This is a genomic window from Blastopirellula sp. SH421 (assembly GCF_057808535.1).
This window is the reverse complement of the sequence record NZ_CM173712.1, coordinates 3,246,898-3,264,755: the sequence shown is the minus strand read 5'-3', so window position 1 is coordinate 3,264,755 and position 17,858 is coordinate 3,246,898. Positions and strand designations below refer to the sequence as shown.

At 55.4% G+C, this 17,858-nt stretch carries 12 protein-coding genes; 8 read left to right on the top strand and 4 right to left on the bottom strand.

The annotated features are described in order from the left end of the window. The first annotated feature begins 30 nt into the window (after window positions 1–30). Window positions 31–2,031 (top strand): NAD(+) synthase, encoded by a 2,001-nt coding sequence (gene nadE / locus SH421x_RS13660; protein ID WP_488856311.1) that lies wholly within the window; start codon window positions 31–33, stop codon window positions 2,029–2,031. Window positions 2,032–2,113: 82 nt separating this feature from the next. Here nadE and SH421x_RS13655 read toward each other — a convergent pair whose 3' ends face one another. The 3 genes from SH421x_RS13655 to SH421x_RS13645 all read right to left on the bottom strand — a co-directional run bounded on the left by SH421x_RS13655 (window position 2,114) and on the right by SH421x_RS13645 (window position 6,156). Beyond that, window positions 2,114–4,867 (bottom strand): hypothetical protein, encoded by a 2,754-nt coding sequence (locus tag SH421x_RS13655; protein WP_488856310.1) that lies wholly within the window; start codon window positions 4,865–4,867, stop codon window positions 2,114–2,116. Window positions 4,868–4,947: 80 nt separating this feature from the next. Next, window positions 4,948–5,454 (bottom strand): peptide chain release factor family protein, encoded by a 507-nt coding sequence (locus SH421x_RS13650; protein ID WP_488856309.1) that lies wholly within the window; start codon window positions 5,452–5,454, stop codon window positions 4,948–4,950. A 12-nt stretch (window positions 5,455–5,466) separates the two neighbouring features. Continuing rightward, on the bottom strand, window positions 5,467–6,156 hold the full coding sequence (locus SH421x_RS13645; RefSeq protein ID WP_488856308.1) for an SDR family oxidoreductase: 690 nt from the start codon (window positions 6,154–6,156) through the stop codon (window positions 5,467–5,469). 85 nt (window positions 6,157–6,241) lie between these two features. Here SH421x_RS13645 and SH421x_RS13640 point away from each other — a divergent pair, with 85 nt between their 5' ends. From SH421x_RS13640 to SH421x_RS13610, 7 genes are all read left to right on the top strand, one after another. Next, the gene (locus SH421x_RS13640) at window positions 6,242–6,745 is read left to right on the top strand and encodes a DUF309 domain-containing protein (RefSeq protein ID WP_488856307.1); all 504 of its coding nucleotides are present in this window, start codon (window positions 6,242–6,244) and stop codon (window positions 6,743–6,745) included. Between the two features lie 417 nt (window positions 6,746–7,162). After that, entirely contained in the window at window positions 7,163–8,203 is a 1,041-nt protein-coding gene (locus tag SH421x_RS13635; RefSeq protein ID WP_488856434.1) for a DUF1559 family PulG-like putative transporter, read from the top strand. Between the two features lie 42 nt (window positions 8,204–8,245). Beyond that, a complete protein-coding gene (locus SH421x_RS13630; RefSeq protein ID WP_488856305.1) occupies window positions 8,246–8,710 on the top strand; it encodes a hypothetical protein in 465 nt (154 codons plus the stop codon). A gap of 594 nt (window positions 8,711–9,304) precedes the next feature. Continuing rightward, on the top strand, window positions 9,305–10,402 hold the full coding sequence (locus SH421x_RS13625; protein WP_488856304.1) for a DUF1559 family PulG-like putative transporter: 1,098 nt from the start codon (window positions 9,305–9,307) through the stop codon (window positions 10,400–10,402). A 167-nt stretch (window positions 10,403–10,569) separates the two neighbouring features. Then, complete coding sequence (locus SH421x_RS13620) at window positions 10,570–11,037, top strand: hypothetical protein (RefSeq protein ID WP_488856303.1); 468 nt, start codon at window positions 10,570–10,572, stop codon at window positions 11,035–11,037. 641 nt (window positions 11,038–11,678) lie between these two features. Continuing rightward, window positions 11,679–13,316, top strand: a complete 1,638-nt coding sequence (locus SH421x_RS13615; RefSeq protein WP_488856302.1) for an AAA family ATPase — start codon at window positions 11,679–11,681, stop codon at window positions 13,314–13,316. Between the two features lie 710 nt (window positions 13,317–14,026). Continuing rightward, window positions 14,027–16,828, top strand: a complete 2,802-nt coding sequence (locus SH421x_RS13610) for a protein kinase domain-containing protein (RefSeq protein ID WP_488856301.1) — start codon at window positions 14,027–14,029, stop codon at window positions 16,826–16,828. 4 nt (window positions 16,829–16,832) lie between these two features. Here SH421x_RS13610 and SH421x_RS13605 read toward each other — a convergent pair whose 3' ends face one another. Then, a complete protein-coding gene (locus tag SH421x_RS13605; protein WP_488856300.1) occupies window positions 16,833–17,798 on the bottom strand; it encodes an alpha/beta hydrolase in 966 nt (321 codons plus the stop codon). Window positions 17,799–17,858: the final 60 nt, after the last annotated feature.

The following is a 17,858-nucleotide window of genomic DNA, read 5'->3' as shown; positions in this document are numbered from 1 at the left end:
GTTATTTCAACACCTTGAAAGGCTGATTTGGTGAAACTGGTCAAGGTCGCTGCCGCCGTCGTCAATCAAACGCCGCTCGATTGGGCCGGAAACCGCGATCGCATTCTGGCCGCCATCGAAGAGGCGAATCTCAACGAAGCGTCGATCTTGTGTCTGCCAGAGTTGTGCATCACCGGCTACGGCTGTGAGGATGCGTTTCTTTCGGCCGACGTCCAACGCACCGCTCTGGCCGTGCTGCAAGAGATTGCTCCCCGCACGCGTGATATGTTTGTCACGCTGGGGCTGCCGATGACCTATCGCGGCGTGCTGTACAACGTGGTCGCGATCCTGGCCGATGGCGAGATCGCCGGCTTTGTCCCCAAGCAAAATTTAGCCGGCGACGGCATCCACTACGAGCCTCGCTGGTTTAAGCCTTGGCCCGAGGGATTGCAGGCCGAAGTCGAAATCGAGGATCGCACCTATCCGTTTGGCGATCTCGTCTTCCAGATTGAAGATGCACTGATCGGCTTAGAAATCTGCGAAGACGCGTGGGTTGCGGATCGTCCTGGCAGTCGTCAGGCGCAGATCGGCGTCGACATCATTCTCAATCCCAGCGCCAGCCACTTTGCCTTTGGCAAGCATGAAATCCGCCAACGGTTTGTGCTCGAAGGTTCGAGAGCATTCCATGCAAGTTATATCTACGCAAATCTGCTTGGCAACGAAGCAGGCCGCGCCATCTATGACGGCGACGCAATGATCGCCACCGGCGGCCGCATGCTGGCGGTCGGGCCGCGACTTTCGTTCCATGCGTATTTGGTCACCACGGCGGTGATTGATCTCGACCTGACGCGGATGTACCGCGCTCGCAGCGATGCGTTTCGCCCTAACTATCAAGCCTCGCAGCAACCGTTGGTGCGCGTCCCGTTTACGCTGCCCGAGATCGAACCAGAGCCTGCTCACTATGTGCGAGCCGCCTGGGAAACGGGAAGCCATGTCAAGCAAGAAGAATTTACCCGCGCTGTCGCGCTTGGCCTGTACGACTACTTGCGTAAGAGTCACTCGCGCGGGTACGTCGTTTCGCTCAGCGGCGGCGCCGATTCGGCTGCGACGGCGCTGCTCTGCAGTTTGTCGCTCCGCATGGCGGCAGAAGAACTGGGCTTCGGAGCGCTCAAACATTCGCTCGATTTTATCCCCGCCGCCAAAACTGCGGCGGCCATTGACGATCTGGTCAGCGCAACTCTCGATTGCGTCTATCAAGCGACGCGCAACAGTGGAGAAACAACGCTGCAAGCGGCCAAGCAAATCGCCGCCGCGATCCACGCCAACTTCCATCATTTCCAAGTCGATCGCCTGGTCGAGTTGTATACCGAACTAGGCGCTCAAGCGTTAGGGCGACCTCTCGCGTGGACAACCGACGACATCGCGCTGCAAAACATCCAGGCTCGCACCCGTTCGCCCAGCGTCTGGCTGTTGGCGAATCTCCGCGGTTCTCTGCTGTTATCAACCAGCAATCGTTCGGAAGCGGCGGTCGGATACGCAACCATGGATGGCGATACCAGCGGGGGTCTGTGCCCGATCGCCGGCATCGACAAAGCATTTTTGCGACAATGGCTTGCCTGGATGGAGACGACTGGCCCGGCTGGCTTTGGCGCAACGCCAGCGCTGCAAGCAATCAACGTCCAAGCGCCCACCGCCGAGCTGCGACCGCAAGCGTCAGGACAAACCGATGAAGCCGACCTGATGCCGTATGACTTGCTTGACGCGATCGAGCGCGCCGCCATCCGCGACAAGCAATCGCCGCTAGAAACCTATCGCCAAATGCTGGCTCAGTTTCCTCAATACGACGAGCAACAACTGGCCGCATGGATCGAACGGTTCTTTAAACTCTGGTCGCGTAACCAATGGAAGCGCGAAAGATACGCTCCCAGCTTCCATCTTGACGACGAAAATCTTGACCCCAAAACCTGGTGTCGATTTCCAATTTTGTCAGGCGGCTTCGAACGCGAGTTGGCCCAAATGTGGCGCGTCGTGCGCAGCGAACCCTCAGCATAAATTAGCCGCCGCAAAGTAACCCAGGCCGTGTCTGCAGCTCTTACAAACACATTATCTTGGGCGATCTACCGCTCTATTCACCTCAAAAATCACGCCCTTCCGCCATCGGCGGCGCAATTTCTTCGGCCTGCTTTTTCTTGGCCGGCGACTTCTCTGCTTTGGCCGGTGCAGCGCCGCCGAGTCCGAAGAAGTTAAAGGTCGGCAGTTTTAACGACGGTTCTGGCTTCTCGCGCCACATGTCGAGTTCGGCGTTGAGCACCACTTGGCCATCACCCATGTTGACCCGTGCGTTTAAGCCGCGGAACCATTTCAGAAAGTTCGCTTCAAACTCTCGCTGGCCATCTCCCCAAGCAGTCGATATCCAGCGCGTCGAATCTCCATCGCCTGTCGGCTCATATTTTCCTTCTAGCGGGCAGACAAACTGAAGCGCCAGCAGATCTTCGGCAAACCCTTTCGCTTTCTCCGGCGGTACGCCAAGCTGCGCGGAGATCGCATGAAACAATCGCGCACTTCCCAACGAGCCGCGTTTGGCCCATGACTGCGCCATCGCATTGGCCAGCGGCGTTACGGCCGAATCAGAGATATCGCCGATGTGCACCCGAGCTTGCGCGGGATACGGGTTATCGGCTAGCGACAACTGCGGCGTCACATTCTGCAAAATATCGGGGTGAAACGACAAGGTCGAAAAGCCATTGTACTCGCGCCGCCAAAGCCCCAACGGAAACTGCGTATAGCCATATTGGTCTGGCGCCGCCAGCGCACCGATCACCGGAAGTTGATCCAACAAACCGGGCTTCGGCCAAGCGGTTAGATAGCCCGGCGTCGCTTGCATCATCCGCAACGTGTTTAACATCCCGCCGCTGGTATAGCTGTCGATCGGAAACGGCACATCCTGCAAGCCAAGTGCGTAATGGTAAAGTTGGTTGTCCGCATCTCCTCGCAATACAAACTGCAGCATCGCCACGTCGCTGGCCGTCGGTTCGATTTGACGTTTGAGCGGCGGGCCAAGCCGATCGGTTAGCATGCCGTATTTCGCTTCGACAAACGGCGTCATTCGCGCGTCAATCGTCAGTCGTTCGGTCCCGTCATCGTCCAGCTTAAAGCGATAGATGCCCGCCATCAGCGGATCCATCTGACTCCAGTGCGAAACATGAAACTCGCGGACGCTCTCGAAATCGCGCGCTTCGGCCAGGTTGACCTTGGTCACCGGAACATCGGCGATCGGCAAAAAGTTGCCTGGCGCTCCGCGCAGCGAATCTCGCAGTACGCCGTCAACCTCTACAATGCGGCTGCCATCGCTACGCTGGCCAAACGAGGTGGGTAAAAACCCGCGCTCGATCAATTCTGCTTCGGTGAGATTGACCAAGCCTTCATTCATCGCCGCGGCGCGCGCCATCTTCAGCAGTTCAATCTCGGTTGACGCACGCAACCGGCGACGTAGTTCGACGCGGTACTGCGGGCTATACAACCCCTGAAAAAACTGTGACGACATGTAGCAGAAAATCGTGTCTTCTCGCTTCAGCGGCAAGAATGTGCGCGCCTGTTGAAACTCGGCCGTGGCGCCCAAGCTGCCGGTGTCGGCGTTCAGCGTCACAAATCGCTCGACAATCGAGCGCGACGTGGTCACTAGATGAAAATCACCGCGTCGCGCATAAAACGAGCGGACTTTGTTGTCCGGCGTCGTCAGCACCGAAACCTCTTGCCCGGCGATCGTGATAGTTTCTAGTTTTGCGCCCAGCTTTTTATTCAGCCGCAACGATTCTTTGCGATTGTTGTTAATGTCATTGGCCAGCAGATCGTTCGATTTCGCCTGAAAGATCAAGCCAAACGCGGCGCCTTCGCGGGTATAGATGTCTCGGCCAATCATCGCGACGTCGGCGACCACCTGATCGCCAAACAAATCGGACAGATCGTTTTGCTTTAGAGCCAACTGTTTTTGAACGACTTCGTTTAACTCAAGCTTGACGCCGCGATTGGCGATCATCATGCCTAGATCGCCGCCGTTCTCATCCATCAGCTTGTTCAGCCACAGGTAGTTGCTCAACTTGCCAAAGCGAATATAAAAACACTCCGGCGGCACCGCTTTGGCCAGCGGCTCAATCGGAACATCCGTGGTAGGCTTGGGTGCGATGATCTCTGACCAATTAATTGGACGCGGCGCCGGCAGCGTCGCCAGCTCTGTCATCGACTCGTCCAACATCACCGAGCGCATTTCAGCCGCGCGGACTTTGTCAGAGTTCAGCAGCACAAAGACCGATTGCTCAGGGCTGAACGCTTCCCGATCGTTCAAATCATTTTGCGATAGCGGAGGCGCCGGCAAACCCAATCGCCGCGACAGCATCGCAGTCATGTAGGTCTCTAGCACCATGGGGTAATTGGCCCAATCTTTTTGCTCACGCAGATTCTCGTGGTACTTGCGCCACCAAACTGTCTCCATGGCGGTCAGCATCGACGCCTGGGGCGGAACAGTCGGAGTCACGCGAAACTTTTGCAGAGTCGGCGTCGAAACTGTGATATTGAGCGGCTCTGTACCGGTGAACAAAAAGTAAACCGTCATTCGCTGCGGCGGCGTCACATTGCTAATGCCGGTCAGCTTTTGCAACAAGCCAAGCATGCGTTGCTTTTCAAACGCCGGATAGAAAATCCGATTATCGGCCTCGTGGATCGAAAAGCCGTTGCTATCAATCGGCTCGCCAAAATCGGCCCTCTGAAACGAGACAGTGATTTGACCAACGCCAAAGGGTTCCCCCGCAATAGCAATCGCCTCGGCTGCGGTCGCGCTAGTGGCCGCGAGCGACATCACGCTGAGTCCGAGCACAGCTATCCAAATTCGCATCTCGCTATCCTTGATGAAGTAGTCGTCTCGCTTGCTCGATCCATCGGAGCAATCCACCGCCGGGGCGGATCAGCGAGCCATTATGTCAACGGGCGCAAGCCACGCTCCGTCCGCTGTTGATTCAATTGTTGAAACGCCGCTGGCTCATCCTTCAGAAAACGAACCAACTGCGTCGTACTGCAGGATAACGCCTGAGCCGCAAACTTTGCATCCCAATCGGCCGCCGCGAGGTAGTCAAGCGCTTCGGCTAACAGCGCCGGAAAATCTCTATGCGTCGGATTGACCGCAATTTTTCCTCCTCGCACCCGCGATTTCCAGAGCGCACTGCAAGAATCTTCCAGCGAAGTCTCGCCGCGTACTTGGACTGCCAGGCGTAATCTTAGCCGAAAGATCGCAATTTGGCGATTTTCGGCCTGAGAGCGGCGCTCGTTCGCTTCGGCGCTGATTTCGGTAGGCCGATGCGTCAATACGACGGCTGTCTCTACTTTGTTCCGGTGCTGCCCCCCCGGACCGCTGCGACGCTCGCGGCGCATCTCGCACACGGCCAGCAGGCGATCTTCGGTCCAATCAGCAGGATGATCGCGCATCGGACTGGTCACTTAGACAGCGGCGGTCAGCGACTTGCCGTTGTCGCGGGGGCCAAGTTGCAACAAAAAGGGAGCGCCGACTTCGGCCCATTTTTCAGCCGATGAAAACCCGTTGGCGCTTGCTCCCAAACAGATTTGCAGCATGTCGGTATTGACCGCGCCGGGACTAAACGGGACTGCCGCCATCCCCCGGGGAAGCTCTTTGGCCAGCGCCAGCGTCATTCCTTCAACCCCAAACTTGCTGCTGCAATAGGGGGCGACCTTCGGCGAAACCGATCGTCCCCAGCCCGAACTGAAATTGACGATTACGCCTGACTCGCGCGCGACCATCGCCGGCACAAAGCTCCGCAGGACGTAAAACATCCCCTTCAAATTAACGTCAATCAAGTCGCTGAACTGCTCAGGATCAATTTCCCACAATACTTTCGAATCATTCATCAGCGCGGCGTTATTGACCAGCAGATCAGGCGCGCCAAATTCTGCGATCACCGCTGCGGCCCAATTCGCAACCATTTCACACTGCGTCACATCCAACACATCAAACCGATGCGGCGCGCCAAACTGGGCTGTCAAATTCGCAACATGTTCTGCACTGCGACCGCACCCAATCACCGTATGACCGGCAGCCGCAAACTGGCTCACCAGCGCCCGGCCTAGCCCGCGGGTGGCTCCTGTGACCACAATAACCTTTGCGTCGCTCACCACGAATGCTTTCCTGTAAAACGTCGACCGTTTGATCCTGTTTCAGCATACGGCGGCAGGCTGCCCACGGAAACCAGAGACGCCGATGAAACGCTATCTCCCCCAACTGCCGCTCCCCCCGTACTCTTACGTGCCGGGGATGCACGCGCATCCGATTTCGCATCCAGCAGGGCACAGCTACCAAGTCGAATCGTCGCCGATCGAAAAGCCAGTCGAGCTGCGAACCTGCGAATCTTTTTTGTGGGGGATCGATCTCTTCAACGCCGGCTACTACTGGGAAGCGCACGAAGCGTGGGAAGCGGTCTGGCATGCATTGGACAGAGCAGGGGAGCAAGCCGACGCGATCAAGGGACTGATCAAACTGGCCGCAGCCGGGGTCAAAGCCCGCGTGGGATCGTCCACCGGCGTGGCGCGGCATGCGACACGTGCACTGCAACTGCTATCCAAGACGACTCCTACGATATTGCCGCTGAACCTTGCCGAAATATGCCAATTGACTGCGGAGATCTCCGCTCGTCCTGCTGATTTTTTGAATCCCACCACGGCCGCGGTCGGCAGTCCGTTCGCCGTCCAGATCAAGTTGAAATGAAAACCATTCTCCGTCGTCGCTCCACTGCCCAACAGGCAACCAATCAAGCGCAAATGCGGCGCAGCGCTTGCTGATCTCGCTCTAATTGCTTGTCGCTCCATCGTTTTCTTGGCAGGCGTCTCCCTCTTTTCTCTCCGCCTGAAATCACCTGGATCGGCGTGATCTGCTGCACCCGGGAAGAGTTCACCATTTAGTGAAGCGTTATTGCGGGGATTCATGACATTGTCACGCCTGGCTTTGAAGATTGCATTGAATGCAACCTGACGTTTCAAATTACTACACCAAATGAAGTGTCGATTTTGTGTGAAGAAACGATACACTCGAACGTGTGATCATTGGCGGATGGTTGCGTTGCTCGCGGTAATTTCCCGGTCTATTCTTCGGAGATTTCCTGTTATGGCTCGCTCTTATCGACTTATTCTCGCTAGTTATTCACGCGTTCGCTCGGAAACTTGCTCTCCTCTTTCCAGCGGCGCATCCCTTCAACCAACAACCCGGAGACGACTCGGCTTTACCCTGGTCGAACTGCTGGTTGTGATCGCGATCATCGGCGTGTTAATCGCGCTGCTGCTACCAGCGGTCCAACAAGCCCGCGAAGCGGCGCGGCGTGCTAGTTGTATCAACAAACTAAAGCAGGTTGGTCTAGCATTGCATATGTACCACGATACGTACAAAGTTTTTCCACCATCCGGAATCAACTATGGTTGGTGTTCGATGGGAACTCCAGACCCTAATAGAACCACACATAATAAAAGCGGCTTGTCCCTGCTGCTCCCTTTTTTAGAACAGTCGGCCCTTTACGACAGCATCAATCAGAGTTCGGCCAACAGTGCTCAAAATACCGGCTTTTGCTGCAGCTACCCTGGATCGGGAGCGCCTCTGGCCGGCAATCCAGCCGACAACGCCAATCAGATGACGATCCTTCTCGACGCTTTTCTCTGTCCTTCGGATTCTGGAACCACACACTTGGGAACTGGCACGCCTTATGGAACGACGGTTGCACCAGGGCCTGCAAAAACGAACTATGAATTCAGCACAGATCAGTCAATCAGCTGCAATTACTGGGCGACCCAGAACGGGGCTACACGCAAGATGTTTGGAGAAAACAGCAAATCTAGAATCCGTGACATCCTCGACGGCACCTCGAATACGATCATGTTGTGTGAAACGGCTCGAGAAGTGAACAACGGCGAGGCGCCTGCTTGGGGCATGCGTGGTTGGGTATCCACCGGCGGTAGCGTCGACCCCGGGATCAATGTCTGGTTCATCCCAACCGGAGGGACTAGCCCTCAGGTCGGCAATTTGCGCAGCTGGGGACAAGTCGGCAGCCTTCACAAGGGTGGCGCTAATTTCGCCTTGGGTAGTGGCGCTGTCAGTTTCTTCTCAGAAAATATGGACCTTACCATGTTAAAAGGACTGGGAAAAATCTCTGATGGCGAGGTGGCGCAACTCCCTTAGCATGCGGATACCATTCTAAATTTTTTTCATTAGAGGTTCTCGATGAGTATTCTATCCTTCCGGCAGGCGACGATCCCAGTCGTCCTGCTGATAAGTGCAGTCTGTACCGGCTGTGCTGGATCCAGCAATGATGGTCCTCCACTAGCTCCCGTTCCTGGGGTGGTGATGCTGAATGAAAAGCCGCTAGTGGATGCCGACGTCTACTTTCTGCCGATCAATAATACGCCTGGCGTAGGGGGCGCAGGTCGAACCCGAGATGAAGGCAAGTTTGATATTGTGTATCACCGAGGAGGTCAGGGATTGCCGGCAGGCGAATACCGCGTAGCGGTCAGCTATCGCCTGATGCCCGATGGATCCGCGGTTCCAGAAGGTGATACCACGCCTGCGATCGAATCGCCGGCCAAGGAATCGCTCCCTCCCAAATACTCCAGCCAAGAACGGTCTGAATTGACCGCGACTGTGGCTTCGGGACAACCGATCGAATTGAAGCTGACCCAAAAAAAGTAGAGCCAAGCTCTCCGCAGATCTTCACCTCTGTCCCAGCCGAGGCTTGCGAATTCTGCTTCGCAAGCCTCGCTGTTTTGTCGACCCGATATGGTCGCGGGTCTTCCCCAACGCATCCTCTCGGCCGGATGATTTTTGGCGCCACCAAACGGCGACGGTTGGCCTTCGTTCAGACTCACGATCTGCTTGAACTCAAAGAGTTCAGCACGAAGTCGCAGCGATAGAGCATAAAGGGATTCGGCCCGAGCAGTGAATTCAGTTTGGGTTACTGATTCAGCTCTCAAATCAGAGGTCCTGCCGCTTCATTCTCCCTGTGCGTCCCCTTGTTTTTTTATCCCGACGAAATCCGCTCGATCTGAGGTGATTGCTGCTCCGGGGAAGAGAAATCCATTTAGCAAAGTGATATTGCGGGGATTCAAGACATTGCGGAGCCCTATTTCAGAAATTGCACTATATGCAACCTGACGTTTCAAATTATTACACCAAATGAAGTGTCGATTTTGTGTGAAGAAACGATACACTCGAACGTGTGATCATTGGCGGATGGTTGCGTTGCTCGCGGTAATTTCCCAGTCTACTCTTCGGAGATTTCCTGTTATGGCTCGCTCTTATCGACTTATTCTCGCTAGTTATTCACGCGTTCGCTCGGAAGCTTGCTCTCCTCTTTCCAGCGGCGCATCCCTTCAACCAACAACCCGTAGACGATTCGGCTTTACCCTGGTCGAACTGCTGGTTGTGATCGCAATCATCGGCGTGTTAATCGCGCTGCTGCTACCAGCGGTCCAACAAGCCCGCGAAGCGGCGCGGCGAATGGATTGCAGCAACAAGATGAAACAGCTGGGTCTGGCGCTTCACAATTATGTGGATACGCATAGTGCGCTGCCGGCATTCAGTCGCGGCTACGGCGGTTGTGCTGGCGCCACCGTGAACGGTGAAATCAAGAATGCCAACGGACTGGTCGCACTGCTTCCCTATATTGAACAACAATCGGTATACGATCAGTTCAATCATAAAGAAGCCTATTCCGTAAACCCCGGCAGTTATCAGCCTGCCTCCGGAACCGTGGTAGGCGATCCAATCACCAATGGAAACGCCCAAGCCGCCCAAACAGAATTACAAGCGTTTCTTTGTCTATCGGACAACAACCCTGTCAAGGGACGATGTGTAGGAGCCGCTTACGGTCCTGGCGGCTCGTATTCAGGAGCAGCGACCAACTACGACTTCATTGCTTCCGTCAATGAGTTTTACAGGTGCGACAGCTACCTCCTGCCTACTAACACAAATAAACGGATGTTTGGCGCGGATGTAAATACGCGACTAGCGGAAGTCGTCGATGGCCTGTCTAACACCTTTATGATGGGCGAAACGACCAAGTTCTATGTCAACGGCGGCGCTGCTGCCTGGGCGTATCGCGGCTGGGTCATGGCCGGGATCGACCCCTATAACAACGGGGCGAACAACGGCATTAATATCTGGAATCAACCACAGGTCCATCCCACGTGGCAAAGTCCCCCTTTTGTTCCGATCCGCGGTCGCGCTCGCAGTTGGTGGGTCGCGTCCGCCAGCTTGCATCCCGGCGGCGCAAATTTTTTAGCGGCCGATGGATCGGTTCATTTTGTCTCTGAAACGACGAATCCCACGTTTTTAGATCAGCTGTGCGCCATGTCCGATGGTGAGGTCGTCAGCATCCCCTAGCACCGCTCTTCAAACGCCCCGACGCTCCACACCCATCATCATCGCTGCTACTTTATTCTTGCAATTCGTGAATCAGTAAGGTGAGACAGATGATTTATCGATGGAAAATCTATTGCCCATTTATTTTGCTACTGCTACTCGGTTGCAGTGATGGTGGTCCCCTACGAATGCCTGTCGAAGGCAGGCTCTTCCTCGACGGTGAGCCGTTGCCAAACAAGAGCATCGCGTTTCATCCAGCTGATGGCACCACCGGACTTGGCGCTGCTGGCTTTGTTGACGGCCAAGGAAAATTTTATTTGCTCGCGATCGTCCCTAACGCCCTGCAAGACTATCGGGGATGCCCTCCAGGGCAATATCGCGTCGTTGTCAATGAGCCGGTCATTCCAATAACCGAGACCGCTTCGGTTACTAATATTCAAGGGGAAGCCGGTGAAGATGGGCCTCCCGCAGCCCTCGTCTTAGAATCGCCGAGCCGCCGCAGATCTGGCAGCGGGATCATACCAAAATTCTATACTCAGGAAGCAACAAGCCCGTTAGTCGTCGAAGTAGCGGAGGGCATTGAATCGTACGAACTTAAGTTGCTTTCTAAGCCTGGAGCCGTCGCCGCCTCTCTGACTAAGCCTAGAAACAATTAAGACAGCTCACAACGGTTCATTTAATAATTAAAGGTTGATCTCGTCATACCGGTCAGGTAACTCTACCAACAACTACAGGGGGAATCGGAGGGGAACGACGGCAAAGCGATTCACCGGCAAATCTATTGCAGCAGATCAATGCTTGCGACTAAGCAGGGGCATCACCCACAAAATATCATTTTTTTTGTGAGCCACTGGCCGACCTCCAATGTCTTCTCGTTCTTCTTTCTGCCTTGCAGAAGGAAGAACGCAGCAGTCTCCAAAGCCATTTCTTGACACGGTTCCCCGCTCACATTTCCTACCCCTTCCTAGCCCTGAAAGGGCGACCTATTCTAGCCCTGGGTCAACGCCGCCCACAAAAATGCTGACGTTTGAGCCAGCAGCCCCCCAGAGTCGCCTTTCGCTCCGCGAAAGCAGCGTCTTCCTCTCGCCCCCTCTAGGCCGCAATTCTCCCATCCTCAAAAAATCCCTCCTCAGAAATTTTTCAGACAATTTTCTATTGACAATGTCTTGGAACTTGCTTATACTTTTCTTGCTGTTCTCTTTGGGAATGTTTCGCATGTTACGCCCGCGGCGAAAAACCCAACCCAACCCCCCAAATTATCCCAACAACATCTACGCTCCAACAGGAAACGCCTCCCATGGGATCCGAATCACGTCAATCGAAAAAATTGCAATCACGCCGAGCCAAGGCCTCTCGGAAACGCCGAGCGCTGCGCAACCGTCTGCTGGCGGCCCGGAATAAATCGGCCGAAACCGCGGATTTAACGCCAGAAACCGCCGAAGTCGGGTGGTTGGATGGCAATTCCGATCCTCCCTGCATCCTGGCTCCAGATCCCCCATCGACCGATTTCTTTCAAACCCAAGCCTTTGATGATCTGCAAGCCGTGATTTCGGAGATGCAAGCCGCCGGGATCCCGATCAGTGATCTGCCGCGGGTGTTCGACGGGATGCTCGCCCTCGGTTATTCACTACAACAGACCGATGAAATCCTCAATAAGGTCATTGCAATCGAAGAAGAAATGTTCGGTCCTCATGCAGAAAGTCCTGGCGAAGAATCTCCTGAACCCAGTCAAATTAACCAGTCGGAAGAGACCTCGCAGCCCCAGTCCAGCGCACGGCGCAGTGGCTGGTTTCAAGAGCTAACCACCGCCGAACTACTCCATGAGCAACCACCGCGTGAATGGCTGTTGCCTGGCGTGCTGGCTCGCAATGAAGCAGGAGTAATTTTAGGGCCGAGCAAGAGCATGAAAACCTCGCTGGCGGTTGATTTGTGCGCTGCATTAGCCAGCGGGGGCAAATTTTTAGGAGAGTTCGCCGCTCCACGCGCTTATCGAGTCGGGTTTCTCAGCGGCGCGGCAGGCCGATCGATGCTGCACGATCTCGCGCGACGCTGGAGCGCCGCGTCTGGCGTTGATACCGAGAAACTTCCCAACTTGGTTTGGGCGTTGACCATGCCCTCGGCCGCCAAGACGGCCAGTTTTGAAGAGAACGTGGCGGAGCTGCGTGATTGGATTCAGCGTCATCAATTAGAAGTGGTGTTGATCGATCCGTTGCAATGGACCTCGGCGCGCGCTGCTTCGCAAAAATCGCAAATTCGCCAATTGGTCCGCTGCTGTCTCGAAGCTGGCGCCACGCCGATTGTTTGCAACGCAACGCGCAAATCGACTTCAAAACGGGCGATGAATATCGCCGATCTCAACGACTCCGAGCACGATTTTGCCCAGCAATGGCTGTTGGTAAACCGTCGCCGCGCGTACGAATCAGGCAGCGGACAGCATCGCCTGTGGTTAACGGTCGGCGGAAACGCTGGACAGGACGCGGTCTGGGGAGTCGATATTGACGAAGGTCATCTCGCAGACGCCAACGGCCGCAAGTGGAACGTCGCGCTGCACGCTGCCGAGTCGTTGCAAGATGAGGCGCCGGAGCTAGAAGCCCAATCGCAACAACAACGCCGCCGCGGAAAAATCCGGGCCGCAGTGCGACAACTCGCACCTCAGAATGCGACCAAATCAAAAATCCGCCAACTCAGCGGAATCAGCGCCGCCAAGTTTGGACTTGCGTGGGATCAAATGATCGACGACGGAGAAATCGCGCCGAACAATGTTGGTGCGACCGATTGCGATGCGACAGGGCAGAACCGGCTTGAGCTTTGTTATCACCTGATAGAGCCAGCGCCGCCCGATCAAATCAGCCCTGGAAGGGCGTCCTATTCTAGCCCAGGGTCAGTCGCTTTTAGCGACGCAGCCCTGGGTCAACGCGACCCAATTCGATGTTGACGTTTGAGTTGGCGGTTCCCTGGGTTACATCCAACGTCAACGTTGCGTTGGTGGATGATTACCCAGGGCTCCGTCGCTGCTGCGACAAGCGCCCAGGGCTATTTTAGGTCGGCCCGTTGGGCCTGAAAAATTGAAGAGCGTCAAACAATCGGAAGCTCAAACAACGGGGACGGGGAACAATTCCCACGGCGGCCTACCTTTCGTTGACCGTGTTCATCCGTGATTTATCCGTGGTGTCCGTGTTCTATTTCTTCTCCTTTGTCTTCAAATAACTAAGGCAAACCGTCCAAGAAGTAGGGTCCGCTGTGCGGACCAACGAAGTGCGAGAAAACTTGCCAGTCATCCGGCAGGGCAGATGGTCCGCACAGTGTACAGACAGCGGAGCCTACTTGGCTGGTCCGGTCCTGTCCGGTCCATTGGATCACCTATTCATTCTTTATTAGACATTAGGATTTAGACATTGGTCATTGACTAGCAACCACATTTCCCTCGCTCGCGCATTCGGGCTACGAAGAAAAAAAGCCGCTGTCCGGTCCGGTCTGGTCCGCTTTCATCTTCCTGCTTCCCCATTGAGTTTCTACCTCCGCTTAAGGATACTAAGTAGGCACCTCCATCGGGTGGGCTATTATCGGCCCAGGCCTCTATCGCTGAAGCCTTGGATGGCACGACCAGTACCTCCGAATTGATGAAGCTGCGCACCAGGGAAGCTTATGATGACGATCGACGATCGGCAGCTCGAACTGCTGGCACAATGGGAAGCTGCTGCCGACCAAGGGACAGAGATCGATATCGCTCTGCTCGCAGGCTACGACGCTGCTCTGGCGGCCAAGTTGCAGCGACACATCAAAACGCTGGAAAAATCAGCCTGGCTAAAGTTCCCTACGCCGGCGTTCGACAAGTTGCATTTGCCAACATCCCAGACTTTGGCAAGCGCATTGCTGCTGCCGGAAGATCTAGACATAGCCAAGTTGCACGCCAAGCTGATCAAATCCGAATTGATCGCCGCTGAACAGCTGCAAGCATTGCCGCCGGTGAAGACCGCTTATCAAAGAGCAGGACAACTGCTAGAAGCCGAACTGCTGACACGTTTTCAATTGCGAGCCATCGCCCATGGTCGCACGCGCGGTTTAAAGCTGGGTCGCTATTTGATTCTCGACAAAATCGGCGAAGGGGGGATGGGACAAGTCTTTCAGGCACGGCACGTCATTATGGATCGCGTCGTCGCCTTGAAGGTGCTGCCGCGCGACTCGATGTCCAAAGATCGAGCCTTGCAGCGTTTTCAGCAAGAATCGCAGGTCGCCGCGCGATTGCAGCACCCCAATATCGTGACGGCGTATGACGCCGATCAGGCCGAAGGGTTGCACTTTTTTGTGATGGAATATGTAGAAGGCCGCGATCTGAGCTGGGTGGTTCGACATGAGGGGCCCTTACCGACGTCCAAAGCGGTTGATTATGTCATCCAAGCGGCGCGGGGTTTGGATTACGCACATCGATTAGGGGTAGTGCATCGCGACATCAAGCCGGCCAACCTACTGCTGGATGAGCATGGAGTCGTAAAAATTCTCGACATGGGAATCGCGCGGTTTCAGCTCGACGCGAGTCAGGCAGGACTGACCCAAAATGGGACGATCCTGGGGACCGTTGACTATATGGCGCCGGAGCAGGCCGTTAGCGCCAACACGGTGACGCCGCAAGCCGACCTCTACAGTCTGGGTTGTTCGCTGTATTACTTGCTAACTGGGCAAACGCCGTTTGACGGCGAAACCTTGATGGTAAAGCTGCTCGGTCATCGCGAGCAATCGCCCCCTAGTCTAAGAGCCGTTCGCAGTGACGTGCCGCCGGCGCTGGAAGCGATCTATCAAAAATGTCTGGCCAAGTTGCCAGTCCATCGCTACGGCAGCGCCAGCGAATTGATCGCCGACCTGCAGCGTGTTTATCCGCATCTCTCAGACAACGAAGCGCCGCTTGACTTTGTCATGCCGCTCTCCAGCGCTGACACATCGCAAACCGGCATCTTCGCCACGCTGGGCGAGCACGTCCGCAATCTCTTGCCACTAGCGGCCTCCGCCGAAAGTGACCCAACGCCTCGATCGCCGCTGACTCCGGCATTTTACGGCGTCGCCAGCGCGATTGTATTATTCCTGGGGGTGCTATTCTTCTTAACCTCAAGTTCGATTTTCCCCGCCAGCCCGCCAAACGGTACGTTGATCGTCGAAGTAGACGCAGACGACTTTGTCGCCCACCTGCGTGATCATCAGCTACAGCTAATCAACACCGAGTCGCAGCAGACGACCACAATCACGCTGCGCCACACCGAGCAAATCACGTCACTGCCGCCGGGCCGATACAAGCTGGCCTGGGAGGCGAGCAGCCAACTAAGAACCGACGCTCTCGAAATCGCCATCGCCAGCGACCAAGAATCAAAAGTTCAGATCGATTGGGCACAGCCTAACAAGCGGAGCCAAGTAAACCCGCCGCCGACGCCGCCTAGTTACGCCGCTCAGGAAATGCCTGTCGATCCGGTCACTAGTACGAACGCTGGCAACGTCAATCCAGCACCAACCGTTGCAGAAATCGGGGAGGTCTCTCCTTCACCACTGGGCAGCGAGAAGCCGTCTACATTGCAGATGCCGGACGAAGTTGTCCCGGCGCTGACGATCGATTCTGAGCCAATTCAACCCCCTCCACCAGTTCCGAAAAAGTCAGACTACCTCGCCGCCCAATATATCCTCTCGGTGGGCGGCATGGTTCGCATCAATCACGGTGCAGACATCCGAACCGGGCAGCTACGCAAATTGCGTCCGTTTGCGCTGACCACCGTAGAGCTGGCCAGCGGCAGCCGAGGAACGGATGCAGGGCTCGCCGTCTTCGCTGATTGCTACGATGTGGAGTCGTTAACCATTTTCGATAGCTCGACCATCACCAGCCGCGGAGTCGCCTATTTCAGCAACTGCAAAAATTTGCGCAGCATCAACTTCAATCAAAGCCGCAAACTAGGAGCGGGGCTCCCCAGCTTTGCCGAGTGCAAGCAGTTAGAGGAACTTCAATGTTGGAGCGTCACGCTGAAGCTGGCCGATCTGTTGCCGATTGCCGATCGCAAGTACAAAAACCTCAATCTCGGCGCAACAGTCGCCAGCGATGATTGGCTGCCGCACTTCAAAACGATTGAATACTTAGAGATCCTCAATCTGCGCTATACCCGCATTAGCGACAAAGGCTTGGCCCATTTCAAGGGATGCCAAAACTTGAAAGAACTCTCGCTAGGCAGGACCGGCGTAACCGACGCCGGCCTGGCTTACTTTCAGAATTGCTGGGAGCTGAAAATGCTGATCCTGTCCGAAACGGCGATCTCGGACGAGAGTCTCGACCTGATCACCAACTTCAAACGCTTAGAGAATCTACAAATTGTGAAGACAAAGATCTCCGCCAGCGGTTTGCAGCGGCTTCGCCAAGCGCTGCCCCGCTGCGAAATCCACTGGGACGGCGGCGTGATCCAACCAAGCCAGCGGTGATTGGCTATTGTTGCTCTACCGCGGCAGGTTGCTTGGGCTGAAAAATGCTTTGTGCGAACCAATACAAGCTGCTCTTCCAGTGCTCTGGATCGTGACCATGACCATCCACATGCCAAACATGGGCGATCTCGTTGGTCTTCAGAAACCGATGCATGTTTTGACTAATGCGAATCAGGCCATCCTTGTTCCCACAGGAGATCCATAAGAGCTGCAGCTTCGATTTCGTGTCGTCGACGTTCGGTATCAGCTCTTCCGGCGTTTTTGTATTCGGGGCCGCCGAAAATGCTCCGATCAATGCAAACTGGTCCAGGTTTTTCAATCCAATGTTGAACGCTTGTCCTCCACCCATCGAGAGCCCCGCAATCGCTCGATGCTCGCGATCCGTCGCAACCGAGTAACGACTCTCGATCGTCGGGATCACATCACTGAGCAAGTCGCGTTCAAAATTAGCGAACGCGGGCGCATGACTGAAAACGTTCCCTTCGGCGCGATCGTTCTTTTGCGCACGACCATTGGGCATGACAACGAGCATCGGAACCGCTTTGCCATCGGCGATCAAGTTATCCAAGAGGACGTTGGGTTGCGCGAATCGCCGCCATTCGGTTTCGTCTCCGCCGATTCCGTGCAGCAGATAGAGGACCGGATATTTTTGATCTTTGGAGTAACCCGGCGGCGTATAGACCAACATTTTTCGTGTCGTGCCGACCGTCTTCGAATCATATTCGATCATCGCCAGTTCGCCGTGAGCAATAGCTTTGCGAACCACATTAAAACCCTCAGGCGGAGTCGCATAAGCCGCGACATCGTCTGGAGCAAGCTTGACCGCCCCAAAGTCAACCGGGCGAGCAGGCCTATTGTTGTTCGGCTCGGCCTGCGATTTGTCAGATCGTCCTTCTTGAGCCGACGCGTGAAACGCTGCAACAAGTATCAGAAGAATCGACGACCAGAAACGGGGTTGGGGGAGTTGCATGGATCATCAGTTTGGCAAAAGGTAAAGCGCTCGCCGAGTGCGCAGCGATCGCCGCACACC